This window comes from Falsiroseomonas bella (genome assembly GCF_003173615.1).
Taxonomy (GTDB): domain Bacteria; phylum Pseudomonadota; class Alphaproteobacteria; order Acetobacterales; family Acetobacteraceae; genus Falsiroseomonas; species Falsiroseomonas bella.
The window spans coordinates 111409-129815 of record NZ_QGNA01000007.1 but is presented as its reverse complement, the minus strand read 5'-3'; the positions used below and the strand labels follow the sequence as shown (position 1 = coordinate 129815).

General features: G+C 72.8%; 17 protein-coding genes. 3 read left to right on the top strand and 14 right to left on the bottom strand.

Going from position 1 to position 18407, the window contains the following annotated elements:
• Positions 1-283: 283 nt before the first annotated feature.
• From DFH01_RS25505 to metC, 3 genes are all read right to left on the bottom strand, one after another.
• Positions 284-1687 carry a multicopper oxidase family protein gene (locus DFH01_RS25505; RefSeq protein WP_233256289.1) on the bottom strand — a complete coding sequence of 468 codons (1404 nt, stop codon included), beginning with the start codon at positions 1685-1687 and terminating at the stop codon, positions 284-286.
• Between the two features lie 124 nt (positions 1688-1811).
• Positions 1812-2801 (bottom strand): Bug family tripartite tricarboxylate transporter substrate binding protein, encoded by a 990-nt coding sequence (locus tag DFH01_RS25500; RefSeq protein ID WP_109873350.1) that lies wholly within the window; start codon positions 2799-2801, stop codon positions 1812-1814.
• Positions 2798-3997 carry a cystathionine beta-lyase gene (gene metC, locus DFH01_RS25495; protein ID WP_109873349.1) on the bottom strand — a complete coding sequence of 400 codons (1200 nt, stop codon included), beginning with the start codon at positions 3995-3997 and terminating at the stop codon, positions 2798-2800. Before metC ends, DFH01_RS25500 begins: the two co-directional genes overlap by 4 nt.
• An 82-nt stretch (positions 3998-4079) precedes the next feature.
• Between metC and DFH01_RS25490 the strand changes: the two genes are divergently transcribed.
• Positions 4080-4985 (top strand): LysR substrate-binding domain-containing protein, encoded by a 906-nt coding sequence (locus DFH01_RS25490; RefSeq protein WP_109873348.1) that lies wholly within the window; start codon positions 4080-4082, stop codon positions 4983-4985.
• Between the two features lie 118 nt (positions 4986-5103).
• The gene (gene cueR, locus DFH01_RS25485; RefSeq protein WP_109873347.1) at positions 5104-5571 is read left to right on the top strand and encodes a Cu(I)-responsive transcriptional regulator; all 468 of its coding nucleotides are present in this window, start codon (positions 5104-5106) and stop codon (positions 5569-5571) included.
• A gap of 21 nt (positions 5572-5592) precedes the next feature.
• Here the strand turns inward: cueR and DFH01_RS25480 are convergent, their stop codons facing one another.
• From DFH01_RS25480 to copM, 11 genes are all read right to left on the bottom strand, one after another.
• The gene (locus DFH01_RS25480; protein ID WP_109873346.1) at positions 5593-6357 is read right to left on the bottom strand and encodes a Spy/CpxP family protein refolding chaperone; all 765 of its coding nucleotides are present in this window, start codon (positions 6355-6357) and stop codon (positions 5593-5595) included.
• A 114-nt stretch (positions 6358-6471) separates the two neighbouring features.
• Complete coding sequence (locus DFH01_RS25475; RefSeq protein ID WP_109873345.1) at positions 6472-6744, bottom strand: DUF2933 domain-containing protein; 273 nt, start codon at positions 6742-6744, stop codon at positions 6472-6474.
• A gap of 1 nt (position 6745) precedes the next feature.
• Positions 6746-7420, bottom strand: coding sequence for a Spy/CpxP family protein refolding chaperone (locus DFH01_RS25470; protein WP_109873344.1), 675 nt, complete (start codon positions 7418-7420; stop codon positions 6746-6748).
• Between the two features lie 127 nt (positions 7421-7547).
• A complete protein-coding gene (locus DFH01_RS25465) occupies positions 7548-8966 on the bottom strand; it encodes a multicopper oxidase family protein (protein ID WP_109873343.1) in 1419 nt (472 codons plus the stop codon).
• Positions 8967-9038: 72 nt separating this feature from the next.
• Positions 9039-9947 (bottom strand): ribose-phosphate pyrophosphokinase, encoded by a 909-nt coding sequence (locus DFH01_RS25460; protein WP_109873342.1) that lies wholly within the window; start codon positions 9945-9947, stop codon positions 9039-9041.
• On the bottom strand, positions 9944-11461 hold the full coding sequence (locus DFH01_RS25455; protein WP_109873341.1) for a thymidine phosphorylase family protein: 1518 nt from the start codon (positions 11459-11461) through the stop codon (positions 9944-9946). The genes DFH01_RS25460 and DFH01_RS25455 overlap by 4 nt, the downstream gene beginning before the upstream one ends.
• Positions 11458-12855 carry an MBL fold metallo-hydrolase RNA specificity domain-containing protein gene (locus DFH01_RS25450; RefSeq protein WP_109873340.1) on the bottom strand — a complete coding sequence of 466 codons (1398 nt, stop codon included), beginning with the start codon at positions 12853-12855 and terminating at the stop codon, positions 11458-11460. The genes DFH01_RS25455 and DFH01_RS25450 overlap by 4 nt, the downstream gene beginning before the upstream one ends.
• Positions 12856-12868: 13 nt before the next feature.
• Positions 12869-13339, bottom strand: a complete 471-nt coding sequence (locus DFH01_RS25445) for a hypothetical protein (protein WP_109873339.1) — start codon at positions 13337-13339, stop codon at positions 12869-12871.
• A complete protein-coding gene (locus DFH01_RS25440; protein WP_109873338.1) occupies positions 13336-15330 on the bottom strand; it encodes a heavy metal translocating P-type ATPase in 1995 nt (664 codons plus the stop codon). The genes DFH01_RS25445 and DFH01_RS25440 overlap by 4 nt, the downstream gene beginning before the upstream one ends.
• A 239-nt stretch (positions 15331-15569) precedes the next feature.
• Positions 15570-16160, bottom strand: a complete 591-nt coding sequence (locus DFH01_RS25435; RefSeq protein ID WP_109873337.1) for a phasin family protein — start codon at positions 16158-16160, stop codon at positions 15570-15572.
• Positions 16161-16162: 2 nt separating this feature from the next.
• A complete protein-coding gene (gene copM / locus DFH01_RS25430; protein WP_233256288.1) occupies positions 16163-16612 on the bottom strand; it encodes a CopM family metallochaperone in 450 nt (149 codons plus the stop codon).
• Positions 16613-16957: 345 nt separating this feature from the next.
• Here copM and DFH01_RS25425 point away from each other — a divergent pair, with 345 nt between their 5' ends.
• Positions 16958-18388, top strand: coding sequence for a calcium-binding protein (locus DFH01_RS25425; RefSeq protein WP_109873335.1), 1431 nt, complete (start codon positions 16958-16960; stop codon positions 18386-18388).
• Positions 18389-18407: the final 19 nt, after the last annotated feature.

Genomic DNA, 18407 nt, shown 5'->3' with positions numbered 1-18407 from the left:
CGCGGCTCCGCGATGGCAGCATGAGACAGCGGTAGGCCCGAGCCGCCCCCACATCGACAAGACCCCCGCCGCTCAGTGGAGACGGCGGACCCGCCTGCTCGCCGCTGGTCGAAAGCAGCGGGGGGAGGCAGCGGGGCGCACGCAGCGGCTCGCACCCGACGACAACAAGCGCCGCCTACTCGGCTTCGCCGACGGCAACGCCACGCTCGACCAAATCGCAGGCCGGACGCACGAGGCGCTGGGGAGCAAGCCGACGCGAGCGCCCCCCTACTGACGCCTGCCGCTATGCCACCCGGAACACTCCACCCATTCCGCCGACGTGATGCTCCAGCACGTGGCAGTGCAGCATCCAGTCGCCGGGGTTGTCGCCGACGAAGGCGATCCGGACCTCCTCGCGCGGCGCCATCAGGAGGGTGTCCCGCCATTCGCGGTGCGCCGTGGGCGCGCCGTTCCGCGCCAGCACGCGGAAGGCGTGGCCGTGCAGGTGGATCGGGTGCCACCACGCGGTGGCGTTGCGCAGCGTCACGATGCAGCTCTGCCCTCGCGCGAGGGTGAAGAGCGGCTTATGGGCGTGGCCCGCCATCACCACGCCGTTCACCGCCCAGGCCATCCCGCGGCGCAGCAGCTCCCTCATGCCCAGCCGCTCGCCGTCGAGCGTCGCCTCCGCCAGACCGCCCATCATCCCGCCGCCGAAAGCGATCTCGACGCGCAGCGCCTGCGCGTCGAGAACCGGCTCGGCCAGCGGGTTCGGCGGCAGCATCGCAGGCGCCGGCTGCGGCGTGGCGCGCAGCGGCGGGGCCTCGGCATAGGCCAGCTCGGTCAGCCGGTAGCCGCCGCGCGGGAAGAAGCTGTCGTTGATCGCGAAACGCTCGCCGGGCGCGCCGGTCATGTCGAGGATCAGGTCCGCGCGCATCCCTGGCCCGAGCAGGACGCGCCCGCCCTCCGGCGCATGCGGCGCGACGGGGTGGCCATCCAGCGCGATGACCAGCGGCGCATGGTCCTCGAAGGCAAGGGCGAAGATCCGCGCATTGGCGGCGTTGATCAGCCGCAGCCGGATGCGCTCGCCCGCCCACACCGCGAAGCCGCCCTGCGGCACGCGCCCGTTGATCGTCACCGCGTTGCCGAGCCGCCCGGCATGGGCGATGTCGCGGACCTCGCCGAAATCCGCGCGGATCGCCGCATCCGGCCCGACGCGGAAGTCGGAGAGCAGCCAGGTCACGTCGCGGTCCACCGGCGGTGCGGCGTCCTCCGCCTCCTCGACGATCAGCGCGCCAGACAGGCCGCGGCCGAGCTGCTCTGGGCTGTTGGCGTGCGGGTGATACCAGAAGGTCCCGGCATCCTCGCAGCGGAATGCGTAGGTGAAGGACGCGCCCGGGGCGATGGGTGGCTGGGTGAGGTGCGGCACGCCGTCCATCGCGTGCGGCACGCGCAGCCCGTGCCAGTGGATCGTGGTCGGCTCGGGCAGCCCGTTGCGCAGCTCGACGCGCAGCATGTCGCCCTGCCGCACGCGCAGCTCCGGCCCCGGCACCTGGCCGTCGAAGCCCCAGACGGCGGTCTCGGGATAGGCGCCGCCGAGCAGCGGCACCTGCGCCGGGACGGCGCGCAGCACGCGCAAGGCGGGCTGCGCCGCGCGTGCATGGAGGGGCGCCCCGGCCGCGAGGCCGAGCGCCAGGCCCGACCGCAGCACGGCACGGCGGCGCGGGCCTGTTGCGGCGGGCGGAGAAAGGCTTGGAGCGACCGGCATGGTGGCCGAACGATAGGAGGCCACCCCCGGCTCGGCCAAGCCGCCCCGCGCCCGCCGCGCGGGTTGCTCAGCCCTCGACGCGGATGTTCCGCTCGCGCACCACGCGGCCCCACCGGTCGGTTTCGGCGCGGATGAACTCGGCGAGCTCCGCCGGGCTCGACGCCGTGCCGTCCAGGCCGGCGGCCGCGAGGCGCTGCAGCACGGAGGGCTGGGCCACGGCATCGCGGACCGCGGCGTTCAGCCGCGCCACCGCCGGCTCCGGCGTGCCGGCCGGCAGCATGATAGCGCCCCAGGACGAGCTCTCGGCGCCGCGCAGCCCTGCCTCCGCGACGGTCGGCACATCCGGCAGCAGCGGGTTGCGCGTGGCGCTGGTGGTGGCGAGCGCCCGCAGCCGTCCGTCGCGGATGCCGCCGATCGAGGAGGCTGGCTGGTCGAGCATGAGCTGGATGGTGCCGGCCATCAGGTCGTTCATCGCCTGCCCGCTGCCGCGATAGGGGACGTGGGACAGCTCGATCCCGGCGGCGGCGGCCAGCACCTCGGTGAAGATGTGCGTCGCGGTCCCGACGCCGGAGGAGCCGAAGGCGACCTGCCCCGGCCGCGCCCGCGCCATGGCGATGAAGTCGGCGAGCGTGCGCGCGGGCGACGTGGCCGGCACGACCACGAGGATGTCCGTCTTGAACGCCATCGAGACCGGCGCGAGGTCGCGGCGGATGTCCACGCTCCGCATGAGGCCGAGATTGGGCGCGATGGTCATCACGCCGTTGGTGCCGAGCAGCAGCGTGTGCCCGTCGGGCGCGGAGCGCGCCGCGGCCTCGGTGCCGATCGCACCGCCCGCGCCGGCGCGGTTCTCGACCACGACAGGGTGGCCGAGCGTCTCGCCCATCCGCTCGCCGAGGATGCGCGCCGCGACGTCGGTGGAGCCGCCCGGCGCGAAGGGGACGATAAGGCGCAGCGGCCGCGCGGGCGCCCACGCCGCCTGTGCCGAGGCGGCGCGGGTCACGAAGGGTAGGGTGGCGGCGCCGAGCAGCAGGTGGCGGCGCGGCAGGCGGGTGGTCATCTCGTGCTCTCCACTCGAACGACGTTGATGGGGTCTCGGGGCGGCGGGCCGAACAGGGCGAAGGCCTGCGCGAGGTCGGCCTCCAGCGCCGCGGCGTCCTCCACGCCGGCGCTGAAGCGCAGGATCGGCCCGCCTGCGGTCCAGGGCACCGCCGTGCGGGCGGGGGCGGGGTCGATCGGCGCGACCAGGCTGCGCGTCGCGCCCCAGGAGGCGCCGATGGCGAAGTGGCGCAGCGCCTCGACGACGGCGGGCAGGCGCGGCCGCGTCCAGGCCGCGAGCACGACGGAGAAGACGCCGGAGGCGCCGGTGAAGTCGCGCCGCCAGATCGCGTGCCCCGGGCAGGACGGCAGCGCGGGGTGGAGCACCGCATCCACCTCGGGCCGGGCGGCGAGCCAGCGCGCGAGGCGAAGCCCGGTCGCCTCGGACCGGTCCAGGCGAAGCCCGAGCGTTTCGAGCCCACGCATCACCAGGGCGCAGTCCTCGGGCGAGACGCCGTGGCCGAGCGCGCGCGCCATGTCGCGCAGCCGCCGGTAGAGCGCCTCCTCGCGCACCGACACCGCGCCCATCAGCACGTCGGAATGGCCGTTGAGGTATTTCGAGACGGCGTTGACGGCGAAATCCGCGCCATGCGCGAGGGCACGGAAGCGCAGCGGCGTCGCCCAGGTGGCATCGGCCGCGACCCGCACGCCGCGGAGGCGCGCGGCCTCGGCGATCGCCGGCACGTCCTGCACCTCCATCGTGACGGAGCCGGGCGACTCCACCCAGACCAGGCGCGTGGCGGGCGTGAGCAGGCAGGCGATGTCGCGCCCGATCAGCGGATCATAGAAGGCGACCTCCACGCCGCAGGGGGCGAGGAGCGTCGTCGCCAGGGTGCGGACGGGATCATAGGCGCTGTCGGGAAACAGCACGCGCCCGCCCGCGCCGGCGCAGGCCAGGGTGACGAGGGTGATCGCCGCCATGCCGGACGGGACGACGAAGCTCCGCGTGGCGCCTTCCAGCGCGGCGATACGACGCTCCAGCTCGCGCGACGTCGGCGTGCCGTAGAGGCCGTAGGAATAGCCGTCGTAGAAGCGCTCCCGGCGGCTGCCGTATTCGGCCATGCTGCCGAAGACCACGGTCGAGCCGCGGTGGACGGCAGGTGCGAGGCTGCGGAACGCCTGCGGATGCGCCGATGCGGGAAGCGGAAGCTCGTCCATGCCCGGCAGCTTAGGGGCGGGCAGGCATATGCCAGCACCTGCGCAATGATGCAGTGATCATGCGCTTTGGTTATAAAGGCGCGTGAACCTCGCCCTGCTCGACACCTTCGCGGCGGTGATGAAGACCGGCTCGGCGACGCGCGCCGCGGCGCTGCTCGGCGTGTCGCAGCCCGCCGTCAGCCGCGCGCTCCTGCGGCTCGAGGACACGACGCGGCTCCGGCTGTTCGAGCGGACCGGGAAGCGCATCGCCCCGACGCCGGAGGCGGAGGCGCTCTACCGGGAGGTGCTGGCCGCGAAGGCCGGGCTGGACCGCGTGCGCCAGGCGGCGGCGCGGCTGCGGGAGGTGGGGACGGGCCTGATCCGCGTGGGCAGCTCCGCCGCGCTCGGCCTGCACCTGATCCCGCAGGCGATGCGGCGCTTCCTCGACAGCCGGCCCGGCGTGTCCGTCAGCCTCGAGGTCACGAGTTCCGCCGCGGTGCGGGACGGCGTCGCGGGCGGCACCTTCGATCTCGGCGTCTCGGCCGACGAGGTGGACCGGTCGAACGTGACCGCGCAGTTCCTTCTCCGCTCCCCGGGCGTGCTGGTGGTGCCGCCCGGGCACAGGATGGCCAGCGCAGGAACGGTGGGACCGGGCGACCTCGACGGCGTGGCGATGGTCGCCCTCGCGCCCGAGGACCGCGCGCGGCAGCGGCTTGCCGCGTTGCTGGCGCGCGCAGGGGCGAAGCCGGTCATGGTGGCGGAGACGCCCTTCTCGGCGACGGTCTGCGAGCTGGCCATGCAGGGGCTCGGCGTCGGGCTTGCGAACTGGGTGGCCTATGCGGCGGGGGGCTTCGCCGAGCGTGGCTTGGTGGCGCGCCCCTTCCGCCCGGCCATCGAGTTCCGGGCGCTCCTGCTGCTGCCGCCGCGGCCGGCGCGCTCGGTGCTTGTGGATGAGTTCGTCGCGGCCTTGCGCGCTGGGATCGCGGCGCTGCCGCCCGGCCCGGATTAAGGCGCCGGTCTCCCTCAGCGTCGGGGCGCTGCACACAAGATCGTGACTCCGCATCTGTACGCTTGACCCTCCCACCTTGGGAGGGAGCATCCATGCCGCTGAAGACGGGAGACCGGCTATGAACATCGGCGAAGCCTCCAAGGCCTCGGGCGTTTCGGTGAAGATGCTGCGCTATTACGAGAGCATCGGCCTGTTGCCGCGCGCGCAGCGCACCGAGAGCGGCTACCGGGTGTACCGTGCCGAGGATGTGACCGCGCTGCGGTTCATCCGCAACGCGCGCGACCTCGGCTTCCCGCTCGACAGGATCGAGGCGCTGCTCGGGCTCTGGCGCGACCGCACGCGCGCGAGTGCCGAGGTAAAGCTCCATGCCGAGGCGCACGTCGCCGATCTCGACGAGAAGATCGCGGTGCTCCAGCAGATGCGCGACGCGCTGCGGCACCTCGCCGCGCATTGCCACGGCGACGACAGGCCGGACTGCCCCATCATCGACGGGCTGGCGGGCAGCGCGCAGCCTGCCCCGACCAGCCGGTCCGCGCGGCGCCCGGCGAGCGCGGCCTCGGCCACCTACGCGCGCATCGGGGTGTAGGCAGCCGTCGCCGCGGCCCGTTCAGCGCATGCCGGAGCGCATGCCCGGCCCGAAGCCGTCGGCGGCGTCGTCCAGCGTGCGCCGCTGTCCCTCGTCCAGCACGGCGGTGAGCGCGCCGAGCGCGGAGCGCAGCGCGCGCATCGCGTCCAGTCGTGCCGACAGGGCGGACTCGTAGATCGCGACGCGCTCGTCGAGGCTGCGCGGCTGCGACATTGCTTGGCGATGGGCGCGCATCATGTTGCCTGCCGCGTCGCGCGCTGCGGCGGCGAAGCGGTCCCAGGCGGTAAGCTGGTCCGGCCGCAGCTGCAGGGCACCGCGCAGCGCGCCGAGATGGGCGTCCATGAAGCGCGCCGGGCCGGCCTCGTCACGAGGGCCCATGCGGCCGCCCATGCCGCGCGCGCCGCGGCGGTAGCCGCGCTCCTCAGCGTCCTCGACCTCGACCCGGTTGTTCGGTCCGATGTTGATGATGATCTGCATCGGCGCGTCCCGCATGCCGCCCCGCCCACCCCGCATCGGCCAGCCGTCGTCGTCGTCATCGACATACCGCGTGCCGGGGCGGCCGCCCATCATCCCCATGCCTGCGCCGGGCGCCTGGCCACCCATCATGCCCATGCCCGGTCCCTGGCCGCCCATCATGCCCATCCCGCTGCCGGGCCCCTGCCCACCCGTCGGGCCGCGCGGCGCCGTGGGCGAGGAAGCGGCCGGCGGCTGCGGAGATGTCTGCTGTGCCACCGCCGGCCAGGTCAGAAGCAGGGCTACCGCCCCGGTCAGGATCGTCTTGCGCATCTGGCTTCTCCTTCCTCCCGTCAGTGTGGCGGGCGTCCTATCGGACATCCCTCGACAAGCGGGGCACGCTGCGCCGCGAGCCGCAAATCTCCCTTCCGCGATGACCTCAGGCCGTCAGCCGAGCCCCGCCTTGTCGCTCCGCGCAACGTCGCCTTCCGCGCCAGCGCTCTGACGATGGTTGCCGTTGCGGCCGTGGCGGCCGTGGCCGAACAGGTGCAGCAGCGGGCACGCGAGGATGATCAGGTAGGGCAGCAGGCCAAGCGCGTGCGCGTAGTGCTCCCGCAGGACGTAGAAGGCCGCCACCAGCGCGAAACCCAGCACCGTGATTCCGGTCGAGGTCCGCCACCAAGCCGGCCGTGCCGGCGGCACCGCATCACCACCGGCCATGTCACAACCCTCGCATCCGCATGTCACGGAGGTGCTCCGCCATCAGCTCGTCGGCGAGGCGCTTCTGCTCGTCGCTTAGCACGGCGTAGAGCGCCGAGGTGGCGGCGGCCATCGCCTGGGTTGTGTCCAGCTGCGCCCGCAGCAGCGCGGCGCGGCGCTCGAGCTGGGCCGGGGCGGAGGCCAGCTGACTGGCCGACTGCATCGCCTGCGTGTACGCCTGACGGAGCCGACCCGACTGGGCGCGCACCGCATCGGCGAAGGCGTTCCATTGCGGCATCTGGGCGTCGGTCACGCGCAGCTCGGTGCGGAAGTAGGCCAGCTGTCCCTCGATGCGTTCGAAGGCCCTCAGCGTGCCCGGGGACATGCCGCCCTGACGCATCGACATCATGCGCTGCATCATCTGCATCATCTGGCCCATGTCGCCGCCCATCATGCCGGGCTGCCCATCGGGGCCGGGCATCATGCCCATGCCGGAGGTCGCCGGCCGGCCTGGCTGTGGAGGCACAATGGTCGGCGGGGCGGGCGGCGTCGCCTGTGCCTGAGCTTCGCTTCCGGGCGGGTGGTGGGCGGAGTGGTCCTGGTCGTCCTGCGCGGGCGCCTGGGCGTGCGCATTGCCGAGCGCGAGCGTCATCCCGAGTGCAGCTGTCGCGAGGACCGAGCCGATACGTGCAACCATCTTGCCTTCCTCCGTTCTTCTCACCGCCAGCAACCGAGGCCCTGTTCGGCGGGTCAGCGCAAACGCCGTAACGCGCGAGGATCCATCCAAGACGCGCGCCGAGCAGGGGCTGCCCTTTGGCGGGACATCACCCCTCCACCACGAACTCGGTCATCATGCCGGTCGCGAGGTGGGGCATGTGGTGGCAGTGGAACATCCACCGCCCCGGCTGGCCGGCATCCAGCGCCAGGACCAGGCGCTCGTTAGCGGGAACCTGCACCGTGTCGCGCACCGCACCCGCGATCCGACGCCCGCCCGCCTCCACGACCTGGAAGCGGTGGCCGTGCAGGTGCATCGGGTGCGCCATGCCGCTGCGGTTCGTGAGCGCGATCTCGATCCGCTCCCCGGAGCGCGCCTGCAGCGGCCGGTGCCGCCCCCAGGCGCGGCCGTCGATCGTCCAGGCGTACGGCGCCATGGTTCCGGTCAGGGCCACGTCGAAGCGGCGCTGGGGTGGCCGACTCGCGAGCGGCAGGGCCGCGCGGAGAGCCGCCTCCTGGGCACTCGCATAGGGCGCCGCGTTCGCCTCGCCGAGGGGCGCGATCCGGCGGATCTCGGCGCCTGCAGTGGCGAGCACGATTCCGGTCCGCTCCGTCGCGCCCTCGCGCAGGGCGAGCATCGGGAAGGCCCCGCCGCCGGCGGGGATCTCGACCAGCAGGTCGGCCCGCTGCCCCATCGCCAGCGCGAACCGCTGCGCCGCGATGGGGAGCACGGGCTGGCCGTCCACCGCGAGGATGCGTGCGGAAAGGCCGCCCGTGTCGATGCGGAAGACCGTCGCGGAGGCCCCATTGATGATCCGCAGCAGGACGCGGCCGCCCCGCTCGACGCGGACCACCTGCGGGTCACTGAGGGTGCGGTCGTTCGCGAGGTAGGCGTCGAAGTCGATGTCGTTCAGGTCCATCGCCGCCGCCGCCGTCGCGCCGCCGGCGGGTGCGCCGTGACCCGCGTGCCCGGCATGGGGGTCGGCGGGTGCGGCGTTCAGCCGGGCCAGGTGCTCGGCGAGCGGGGTGAAGGAAAAGTCGTGCAGGAGCAGGGTGACCTCCTGCCGGTCGGCCCGCAGGTCCTCCGCGCTGCGCACGATCAGCGGCGCAGCGAGTAGCCGCATCTCCTGGTCGGGGACGTGGGCGTGCATCCAGTGCGTGCCCGGATCGGCGGCGAAGTCGTAGCGGCGCGTCTCGCCGGGCCGCAGCATCGGCGCCGGCATGTCGCCCACCCCGTCCTGCTCCACAGGCGGGATTTGCCCGTGCCAGTGGATGATGGTCGGCTCGTCGAGGCCGTTCGTCAGCGCTGCACGGAAGCGCATGCCGGGCTCGAGGGTCATGCCGGCCGTGCCGTCGGGCTGCAGCAGACCGAGCACCCGGGCCGGACGGCCGCCGATCTCCAGTATCCGCGTCGTGGCCCGGATGACCGGCGCGTCGGTGCCCGCCACCGCCGACCGGCCGCCGGCTCCGATCCCGCCGAGCATCGCGCCACCCAGCGCCAGGACGGACCGACGAGACAGCGATATCATTTTGAAGCCCTTCGACTGCTGCGATCATTCTCGGTCCGCATCACGTCGTCAGCGTTGCTCGATTATGACGAATCAATGCTGCCGCCCGCGCTGTAGCAGCAGGTCGACCACGGCCGCGCCGAGCAGCGCCGTCACGTCGATCGCATTGCTCGCGTGGGGAATCGTGTTCGTCGTCAGCACGCGGGCCGCGCCGGCGCCCAGCAGTGCATCGTGGGCGCCCTCCGCGAAGACGCCGTGGACGGCCATGCAGACTGGGGCGGCGGCCCCCGCCGCCCGCAGATGCCCGACGGTCTCGATCATGGTCCGCGCCGTGGAGACGATGTCATCGACGAGGACTGGCGTCCTCCCCTCCAGGAGCGCCGGATCGGGGGGGGTCACCTCGACGTCCCGGTCGCCGCGCCGCACCTTGCGCAGCACGGTGTGGGGCGCCCCGGCCGCCCGTGCGACTTCGGCGGCCCATTGCTCGCTCTCCTCGTCGGGACCGACGACCAGAGGGCTCGGCACCTCCCGCGCGATCCACGCCGAGAGCAGAGGGGCCGCGTGCGCAGCTACCGCCGGGATGCCGTACAGCGCCGCGAGGGAGGCGTGCCGGTGCAGATGGGGATCCACCGTCACCAGCCAGTCCACGCAGCGCGAGACGAAGCCGGCGAAGAGCAGCGAGGTCACGGCCTCACCCTCCCGGAATCGCCGGTCCTGGCGCATGTAGGCGAGATAGGGTGCGACCAGTCCGACGCCGGCGGCGCCGAGCTCACGCGCGGTTTCCGCCGCGAACATGAGGGGCAGCGCCTTCGGGTCCGGCCGGTCGAGGGTGCAGAGCAGGACGACCTCCCGGCCTTGCGGCGACGAGCCGTAGCGCAGGTAGGTCTCGCGGTCCGGGAAGCGCCGGATCTCGGCCGAGGCCAGTTCGCCGCTGAGCGCCATGGCGAGCCCGGGGGCCAGGGGATCGTCAACATCGAGGGGAACCACCAGCGGCCGGGTCACGACGGATCCCCCAGCGCCAGGATGTCGGGGTTCGCCGCCACGTAGGCGAGCGCGTAATCCAGCTCGCCGGCGTTCTCGGCGTGCACCGTGAACAGCGGCTCGCCGACGGCGACGCGCTGGCCGACGGCCGCATGCAACTCCAGCCCCGCCGCCTTGTCGGCCGGCGCGCCGGCGAGCTTGGCGACGCGGGCGAGGCGGCGGTTGTCGATGCTCGCAACACGCCCGCCCTGGCACGCCAGGACGGGCCTTCGGAAGGCCGCCCTGGGCGGCCGCCGCATGCCGCCCTGCGCCTCGCAGATGCGCTGGAACTTTGCCCAGGCCCTGCCATCGGCCAGGGCGGCGCCCGCCACCTCCTGGCCCCTGCCGCGCGCGGCGGCCCCCGTCAGCTCGAGCAGGGCCCCGGCCAGCGCCAGCGCGCGCGCCCGCAGGTCGGCGGGCGCGTCAGCGGTCCCCTGCAATACCGCCAGCACGTCGTGCGCCTCGAGTGCCGGTCCTATTCCCCTTCCGACCGGCTGCGTGCCGTCGCTGGTGACGATCCGGGTCGCCAGCCCGAACGCCGCCGCGACGCGCTCCAGGCTCGCGCCGAGCGCCTCGGCGGCCGCGGCGCTGCGCACCTTGGCGGTGGGGCCGACCGGGACGTCCAGCACGACATGCGTCGAGCCTGCGGCGATCTTCTTCGACAGCACCGAGGCGACGAGCTGCCCCTCGCTGTCGAGGTCCAGCGCGCGCTCGACCCGGATCAGCGTGTCGTCCGCGGGGCTGAGCCGCACGGCACCGCCCCAGACGATGCATCCGCCTTCACTCTCGACCACGCGCCGCATCGCCGGCAGGTCGAGATCCACAGGCGCCAGCGTCTCCATGGTGTCTGCCGTGCCGGCCGGGGAGGTAATGGCACGCGAGGAGGTCTTCGGCATGGTCAGCCCGCAGGCGGCGGCGATGGCGACCACCACCGGCGTGGTGCGGTTGCCCGGCAGCCCGCCGACACTGTGCTTGTCGGCTATGGGAGCTCCTTGCCAGCCCAGGCGATCGCCGGCCTCGACCATGGCCCGCGTCAGGCCGACGGTCTCGTGGTCGTCGAGCGGCCGCGCCGTGCAGGCCGTCAGGAAGGCCGAGAGCGCGATGTCATCGTAGTGCCCGGCGACGATGTCGGCGATGATGTCCGTCAGGGCCTCCTCGCCCAGCCGCCGGCCGTACATCTTGCCGCGGACATGGCCGAGCGACCGGAGCGGAGGCGGATGGCTCACGGCCACCGGCTCGCCGGGGATCACGCCGAGGCGCCGCCAGGCCGATTCCGACAGACCGACCTCATGGAGGGACACCAGCCCGTCCGCGACATGGTGCAACGTGGCGAGGATCGTCCGACCGGCCGCGGTGGTCAGCTTGACGCGGGCGTGGGCGGCGAAGCCCTCGGAACGGCAGAGCGGGCAGTCGGTGCTCATGTAGGCGACCGTCTCGTGCTGCGTGTCGATGCCTGTCCGCTTCGCGGCCAGCCTGCCGTCGGCGGCGCCGCTCACGACAGCACCGCGCGGCCGCCGTGCTCCGCGACCCGGCAGGGCCAGCCCAACTCCTCCTCGATGCGATGCCGAAGCGTGTCGGACGCCTCGGGCTCGCCGTGCACGACCCAGGTCGCCTTCGGCGGGCGCTCGAAGCCCTTGAGCCAGCGGAGCAGTTCGTCCGCATCGGCATGCGCCGAGAGCATCGGCAGGTTGGCGATCTCGGCCCGGACGGGGATGTAGCTTCCGTGGATCTTCACGGCTTCGGCGCCGGCCACCATCGCGGCGCCGCGGGTGCCGCCGGCCTGGAAGCCGCTGAAGAGGATCGTGTTGCGGCGGTCGGGCGCGAAGACCTTCAGGTGGTGCAGCACGCGGCCGCCGGTGGCCATACCGCTCGCGGAGATGATGACCTTGGGCATGGGGGTGACGTCGAGCGACTTCGACTCCTCGACGTCGCGCACGTAGCGGGCGACGCCGCAGGCGGCGCGGCACTCGCCCTCGCTCAGCCGCGTCAGCCCGGGGTAGCGGCAGAGGATATCGCTCGCATCCTGGGCCATCGGGCTGTCGAGGAAGACCGGCAGGTCCGGGATGCGGCGCGCCGCCTTCAGACGCTGCAGGTGGAACAGCAGCGCCTGGGCCCGCCCGACTGCGAAGGAGGGGATCAGCACCGTGCCGCCGCGGGCCGAGGTGCGGGTGATGACCTCGGCCAGCGCATCCTCGGGCGATTTCGGATCGTGGCGGCGGTTGCCGTAGGTGGACTCGACCAGCAGGTGGTCGGCGAGCGGCAACGTCTCGGGGTCCGGCATGGTCGGGCTGTCGAAACGGCCGATGTCGCCCGAGAAGACGGTGCGGACCCCGTCATGCACCAACTCGACACTGGCGGCGCCGAGGATGTGCCCTGCCAGGCGGTAGCGGATCGTCACACTGGGCAGGATCTCGTGCTCGCGCCCGAAGTCGAGCGTGCGGAACTGGCGCAGCGAGCGCTCCGCGTCCGCCTGCGTGTAGAGCGGCAGCGCCGGCTTGTGCTTCGAGAAGCCGTGCCGGTTGGCGAAGTCGGCGTCCTTCTCCTGCAGGTGCCCGCTGTCCGGGAGGATCAGCGCGGAAAGGTCCAGCGTGGGCGGCGTGCAGTAGATCGGCCCGCGGAAGCCGTTCCGGACCAGGAGCGGGAGATAGCCCGTATGGTCCAGATGCGCATGGGTCAGGACCACCGCGTCGATGCTGCGCGGCTCCACCGGGAACGGATCCCAGTTGCGCAGGCGGAGCTGCTTGAAGCCCTGGAACAGGCCGCAATCGACGAGCAGTCTGGAACCGCGCAGCTCAACCAGGTACTTCGACCCCGTGACGGTGCCGGCGCCGCCCAGGAAGGTGAGGCTGGCGGGACCCGTCACCGCCCTGCCCTGCTGCTTCGCCCTCATCCGATGTCCCCCGTCACGCGCCACCGCCGCGCCAACGTGCGACAAGCAGCGCGGCGGGCGGCAGCAACACCCATTGCAGGAAAGGCGTCAGGCCCGTCCCGAACGGCGGCAGGCGCGGCATTGCCTCCGCATAGGCCCAGGCGCGCTTCACCTCGACGTTCAGCCATTCGAGGTAGACGGTGACGGCGAGACCGATCCCAAGAGTCAGCAACAGCACCGGGCCGAAGCGCGCCCGCGGCCATTCCGGCGCGCCGGCGAGCAGCAGCGCGGCGCCAAGGGAACTCATGCCGATGATCGCGTCGCCGGCGGTGCAGTGGATCACCGCCCAGGCGATCTCGCCGGCTGTGCGCTCACGCCAGAGCGTGTAGAGGGGAAGCTGCGCCACCTCCCACGCCAGCATCAGCGCCACCAGCACGGCGAGGTACGCCCGCAGCGTGCGCAGCCACGCCAGGTCGGCCCGACCCGGGCGCGTTCGCGCCGTCATCCCGGCTGGCTCCAGGCAACCTCGCGACGCAGCGCCGCGAGCCGCCTGGCGCCCTGCCGGCCGAGCAGGCGTGCGTTCACCGCCACCACCACCGTCGAGAGCGACATCAGCGCCGCGCCGAGCGCGGGGGACAGCAGAACCCCCCAGGGCATGGCGACGCCCGCCGCAAGCGGGATGGCGATCACGTTGTAGCCCGTTGCCCAGGCGAGGTTCTGCGCCATGCGATTGTAGGTGGCGCGCGCGAGCGCGAGGATCGCCACCACGTCGCGCGGGTCGTTCCTGACGAGCACGATGTCGGCTGCTTCGGCCGCGACATCCGTGCCGGCGCCGATCGCGATGCCGAGGTCGGACTGCGCCAGCGCCGGCGCGTCGTTCACGCCGTCGCCGACCATCGCGACCGACAGGCCGGTGGCCTGGATCGCCTGGACCGTCTCGGACTTCTGGTGCGGCAGCACCTCGGCGCGGACCTCGTCGAGCCCGAGCTCGCGGCCGACCTGCTCGGCCACCGGGCGCGCGTCGCCGGTCAGCATCATGCACCGCAGATCGAGTGCCTGGAGCTGCCGGATCGCCTCCCGGCTTTCCGGGCGGACGACGTCCGCCAGCGCAACGGCGCCTGCGACCGTGCCGTCCAGCGTCACGAAGACCACGGTACGGCCCGCGGCCTGCTCGGCAGCGACACGCTGGTCCTTCACCTCGATTCCGCGCCGGCGCAGAGTGCCGGGGCTGACCACCTCCACCTCGCGCCCCTCGACCGTTGCCCGTGCCCCTTCGCCAGGCAGATTGCGGAAATCCGCTGCCGCCGGCGACGCGATCCCGCGCTCGGCGGCGCCGCGCAGGACGCCCTTGGCGATCGGATGTTCGGACTGGGCCTCGAGCCCGGCCGCCAGGCGCAGCACCTCCGCCTCGCCGAGCCCCGCGTCCAGCGGGACGACAGCGGCGACCGAGAAGGCGCCCTCGGTCAGCGTGCCGGTCTTGTCGAAGACCACGGCCTGCAGACCCCGCGCGCGCTCGAACGCCGCGCGGTCTCGCACCAGGAGGCCGTTGCGCGCGGTAAGCTCCGTACTCACTGCGACGACGAGCGGCACGGCCAGGCCCAGCGCGTGCGGACAGGAGATGACCATCACCGTCACCATCCGCTCCAGCGCGAAGGCGAGCGGGGCGCCGAGCACGAGCCACGCGACGAAGGTGCCGCCACCCACGACGATCGCGACCCAGGTGAGGACGCCGGCGGCCCGGTTCGCCAGGTCCTGCGTGCGCGAGCGGCTGGCCTGGGCACGCTCGACCAGCGTGATGACCTGGGAAAGGTAGGTCTCGCCGCCGGTGCGGTCGATCGCGACGGTGAGCGCACCCTCGCCGTTCACCGATCCGCCGACGACGCGCGCGCCCGGTGACTTCTCCACCGGCTTGGACTCGCCGGTCAGCATGGATTCGTCCACGGAGGAGCGGCCCTCCGTCACGCTGCCGTCCACCGGGACCTTGGCGCCGGGCCGCACCAGCACGGCGTCCCCGGCCCGGAGCTCCGACAGTGGCACTTCCTCCGTCGCCCCGCCGGGGCCGAGGCGCGTCGCCGTGGACGGCATCAGGCGCACCAGCGCCTGCAGCGCGCCAGAGGCGCCGAGCACGGATTTCGCCTCGATCCAGTGGCCGAGCAGCATGACCAGGATCAGCGTCACCGTCTCCCAGAAGAACACCTCGCCCGGGAGGCCGAGCAGCACCGCGAGCGAGTAGACGTAGGCCGAGACGATGGCGAGGCTGACCAGCGTCATCATGGCGGGCTTGCCGCGCCGCAGCTCGCCAAGGAGGCCGGCGAGGAACGGCCAGCCGCCGTAGAAGAAGACGATGCTGGCGAGCAGCGCCTCGACGAGCCTTGCGCCGGGGAAGTCGATGAGGCCCGGGAGCCCGACGAGCATCTGGATGTGCTCCGAGAGCAGCACCACGGCGACCGTCAGCGGCAGGCAGATCCAGAAGCGTCGCTGGAAGTCGGCGACCATCGCACCGTGGTCGTGGCCCTCATGGCCGTGGGCGGCTTTCGACGCGCTCGCCGCGCGCGCAGGATGCTGGTGCGTGCCACGCGACGCGGGCGCAGGATCTTTCGGCGGTGCGTGCCCGTGATGGCCTGAGTGACGGGCGTGGCTGTCGTTCGGGTTCATTCCGGTGTCCCACGATGCTGCCCGGACTTCAGGACCGCCGGGGCGACGGACCACGGCTCCAGCTCAAACGCTCGGCATGGTCAGCCTGTCGCAGCAGCCGGTCCGGTGCCGTCGGCCCCGGTGCGCCGCTCAGGGGCGGCACCATGGTCGGTGTCCTTGGCCTGCCTGGCCGCATCGATGCAGCACTCGTGCAGCTTCGGCAGCGCGTCGAGCCAGGCGCGGACCGGTGCGCCGGCCAACTCGCCAAAGGCCAGCGCGAGGCCGGTCTGCGCCGCCATGGCTTCGACCGGGTCGCGGGCCGCCATCAGGCGCTGCCCGGCATCCAGCGCATGGCGTACCGCCGTATCGGCCATCGCCAGAGCACCCTGGACGGCATCCTGCTGCCCCTGTTGCATGCCGCGCAGCATCGCCAGCGCAACCGGATGGCGGCGGGACGGCTCAGCCATCTCAGCCAGCCCGCCGCCGCCAAACCACGGCGCGACGGCGCCGAGGCGCCAGAGCGTCTCGGCCAGCGGCGCCTCCTCAGTCCTCGAGGCCATGTCGTCCTCCTCCTCTGAACGGCGGTCCCGGCGGCGACCGGGCGCGGCGCGCGACAGCGGCAAGCGACGCCGGCGCATCGAACCCGCGCCGGCCGGTGTGCGGGTCAGCGCCGGTTTCCGCGCCTCCGTCACGGTCAGCGATACCTGGCGAGGAAGGCGCGCAGCTCGGCGATCTCGCGCTCCTGCTCGCGGATCACCGCCTCGGCGAGGCGGCGCATGTCGGGGTCGCGGCCGTACTGGATCTGGATGCGGGCCATGTCGATGGCGCCCTGGTGGTGCGGGATCATCGCGGCCGCGAAGTCGCGGTCGGCGTCACCGGTGAACTGCAGCGCCATCTCGCGATGCATCTTCTCGTTCGCGGCCAGGAAGGCCGCTGTCGAGGGCGAACTCGCCGCGCGCTGCGCGGCCTGCCCGTGACCCGCGTGCGGATCGGTGGACCGGCCTCCGCCCATCATGTTGCCCTGCATGTGCTGCGTCATCGACTGCATCTGCTGCATCTGCTGCGGCGTCATCCGCTGCATCATCTGCATCATCCGCTCCATCTCCTGCTGCGTGGGCGGGCTCTGCGCCGGCGATGCCTGCACCGGCGTGGCCGAGCGATGACCGCCGTGATGCGGCATTCCTTGCGCGAGCACTGTGCCCGCTGCGACGGCAACGCTCACGGCACCCATGACCGCAAGAGCAGCGCGAAGACCAACCATCTACTTTTCTCCCGGCCGATGAACCTCGCACATCTTCGCGCGGCTTCATGTCGGCGCCGTCAGCGGTTCATGACAAAGTATGTCCGGATACCGGGCTGCGTCTGGCTCCGTGCAACCGGCCGGAACTCACGCCGTTCCGCGACGCACCAGGGCGACGCGCTGTCCCGCGAGCGATTTCGAACGCCCGCCGCAGCGCGCACCGCACAGGCAAGCGCGAGGACAGGCCAGATGCACACCAACCGCCACCAGACGAACCCCGCCGACGGTCGCCACTGGGACGACGCCAGCCCACCTTTCGCGATCCGTGTGCCGGCTGCCCACCATGAATACCGGCTGCTGCTCGATGGCGACGAGCCAGGTCGCATCGCCGGCACGGAGGCACGCGATCACGTCTGGGGCCAGGGCGGCGATGACGCGATCGGCGGCGGCGCGGAGGATGACGTCATCGACGGCGGCGGCGGCAATGACCTGCTCTCGGGCAACGACGGCATGGATCATCTGCACGGCGGCGACGGCGCGGACACGATCTACGGCGGTGCGATGGCCGATATGCTGTTCGGCGGGTCGGGCGACGACGTGCTGGACGAGGGCGCGGGGCATAGCGGTCTGGATGGCGGCCCCGGCAACGATACCCTGATCGGCGGAGCGGGCCCTGATGCCTTCATGGTGGATCCGGAGAGCGGCGACGACGTGATCCGGGACTTCACGGCGGGGCCCGGCATGTTCGACCACCTGGCGCTGCGCGACCTGCGCTGGGAGGATCTCGGCTTCGAGGACGCCGCCACCGGCGTGCGCGTGTTCTGGGACGGCGGCTCGGTCCTGCTGGAAGGCGTGCGGATGGCCGACCTCGCGCAGGACGACTTCATGTTCGCCGACAGCCCCGACCTGCCCTCCGCGAGCCGGGATGCCACCGCGCCGACCGGCGAGGCGCCGACGCCCAGCCAGGCTGGCCCGGAGATCGAGGGCGACGACATCGCGACGCGCAACATCGGGCCAGGCGGCGTCACGCTGGCCGTGGATGGCGGAGAGGCGATGATCGGCCGCGCCCGCGCCGACGAGCTCGTCGGGGGCGAGGGCAACGACCACGTCATCGGCCGTAACGGCGACGACGCCCTCGCCGGTGGGGGCGGCGACGATATCCTCCAAGGCGACATCGGCCGGGACACGCTCGACGGCGGCGACGGCATGGACCGGCTCGACGGCGGGGACGGGGCGGACAGCCTGGCCGGCGGCGCGATGGCCGACGAGCTCATGGGCGGGGACGGCGACGATGTGCTGGACGAAGGCGGCGGTCACGGCATGCTGGAGGGCGGCACCGGCAACGACACGATGACGGGCGGCACCGGTGCCGATGCCTTCATCGTCACGCCCGACAGCGGCCACGACGTGATCACCGATCTCGAGGTGACCGGGCTCGCCGAGGGCGCCTTCGACCACCTCGCCCTGCGCGACATAAGGCCGGACGAGGTCTCGGTGAGCGACTCCGACGAAGGCGCGCTGGTCAGCTGGGACACGGATGGCGACGGGACCGACGAAGGCTCCGCCTTGCTGCTGGGCGTCGCGCGTGCCGATCTGCGGCAGAGCGACTTCATGTTCATCGAGGAACCCGGCTTCGTAGCCGGGATCTCGGCCGACGGGTCGGACTACATCTTCGCCTGAATGCATCGGCCCCGACCCT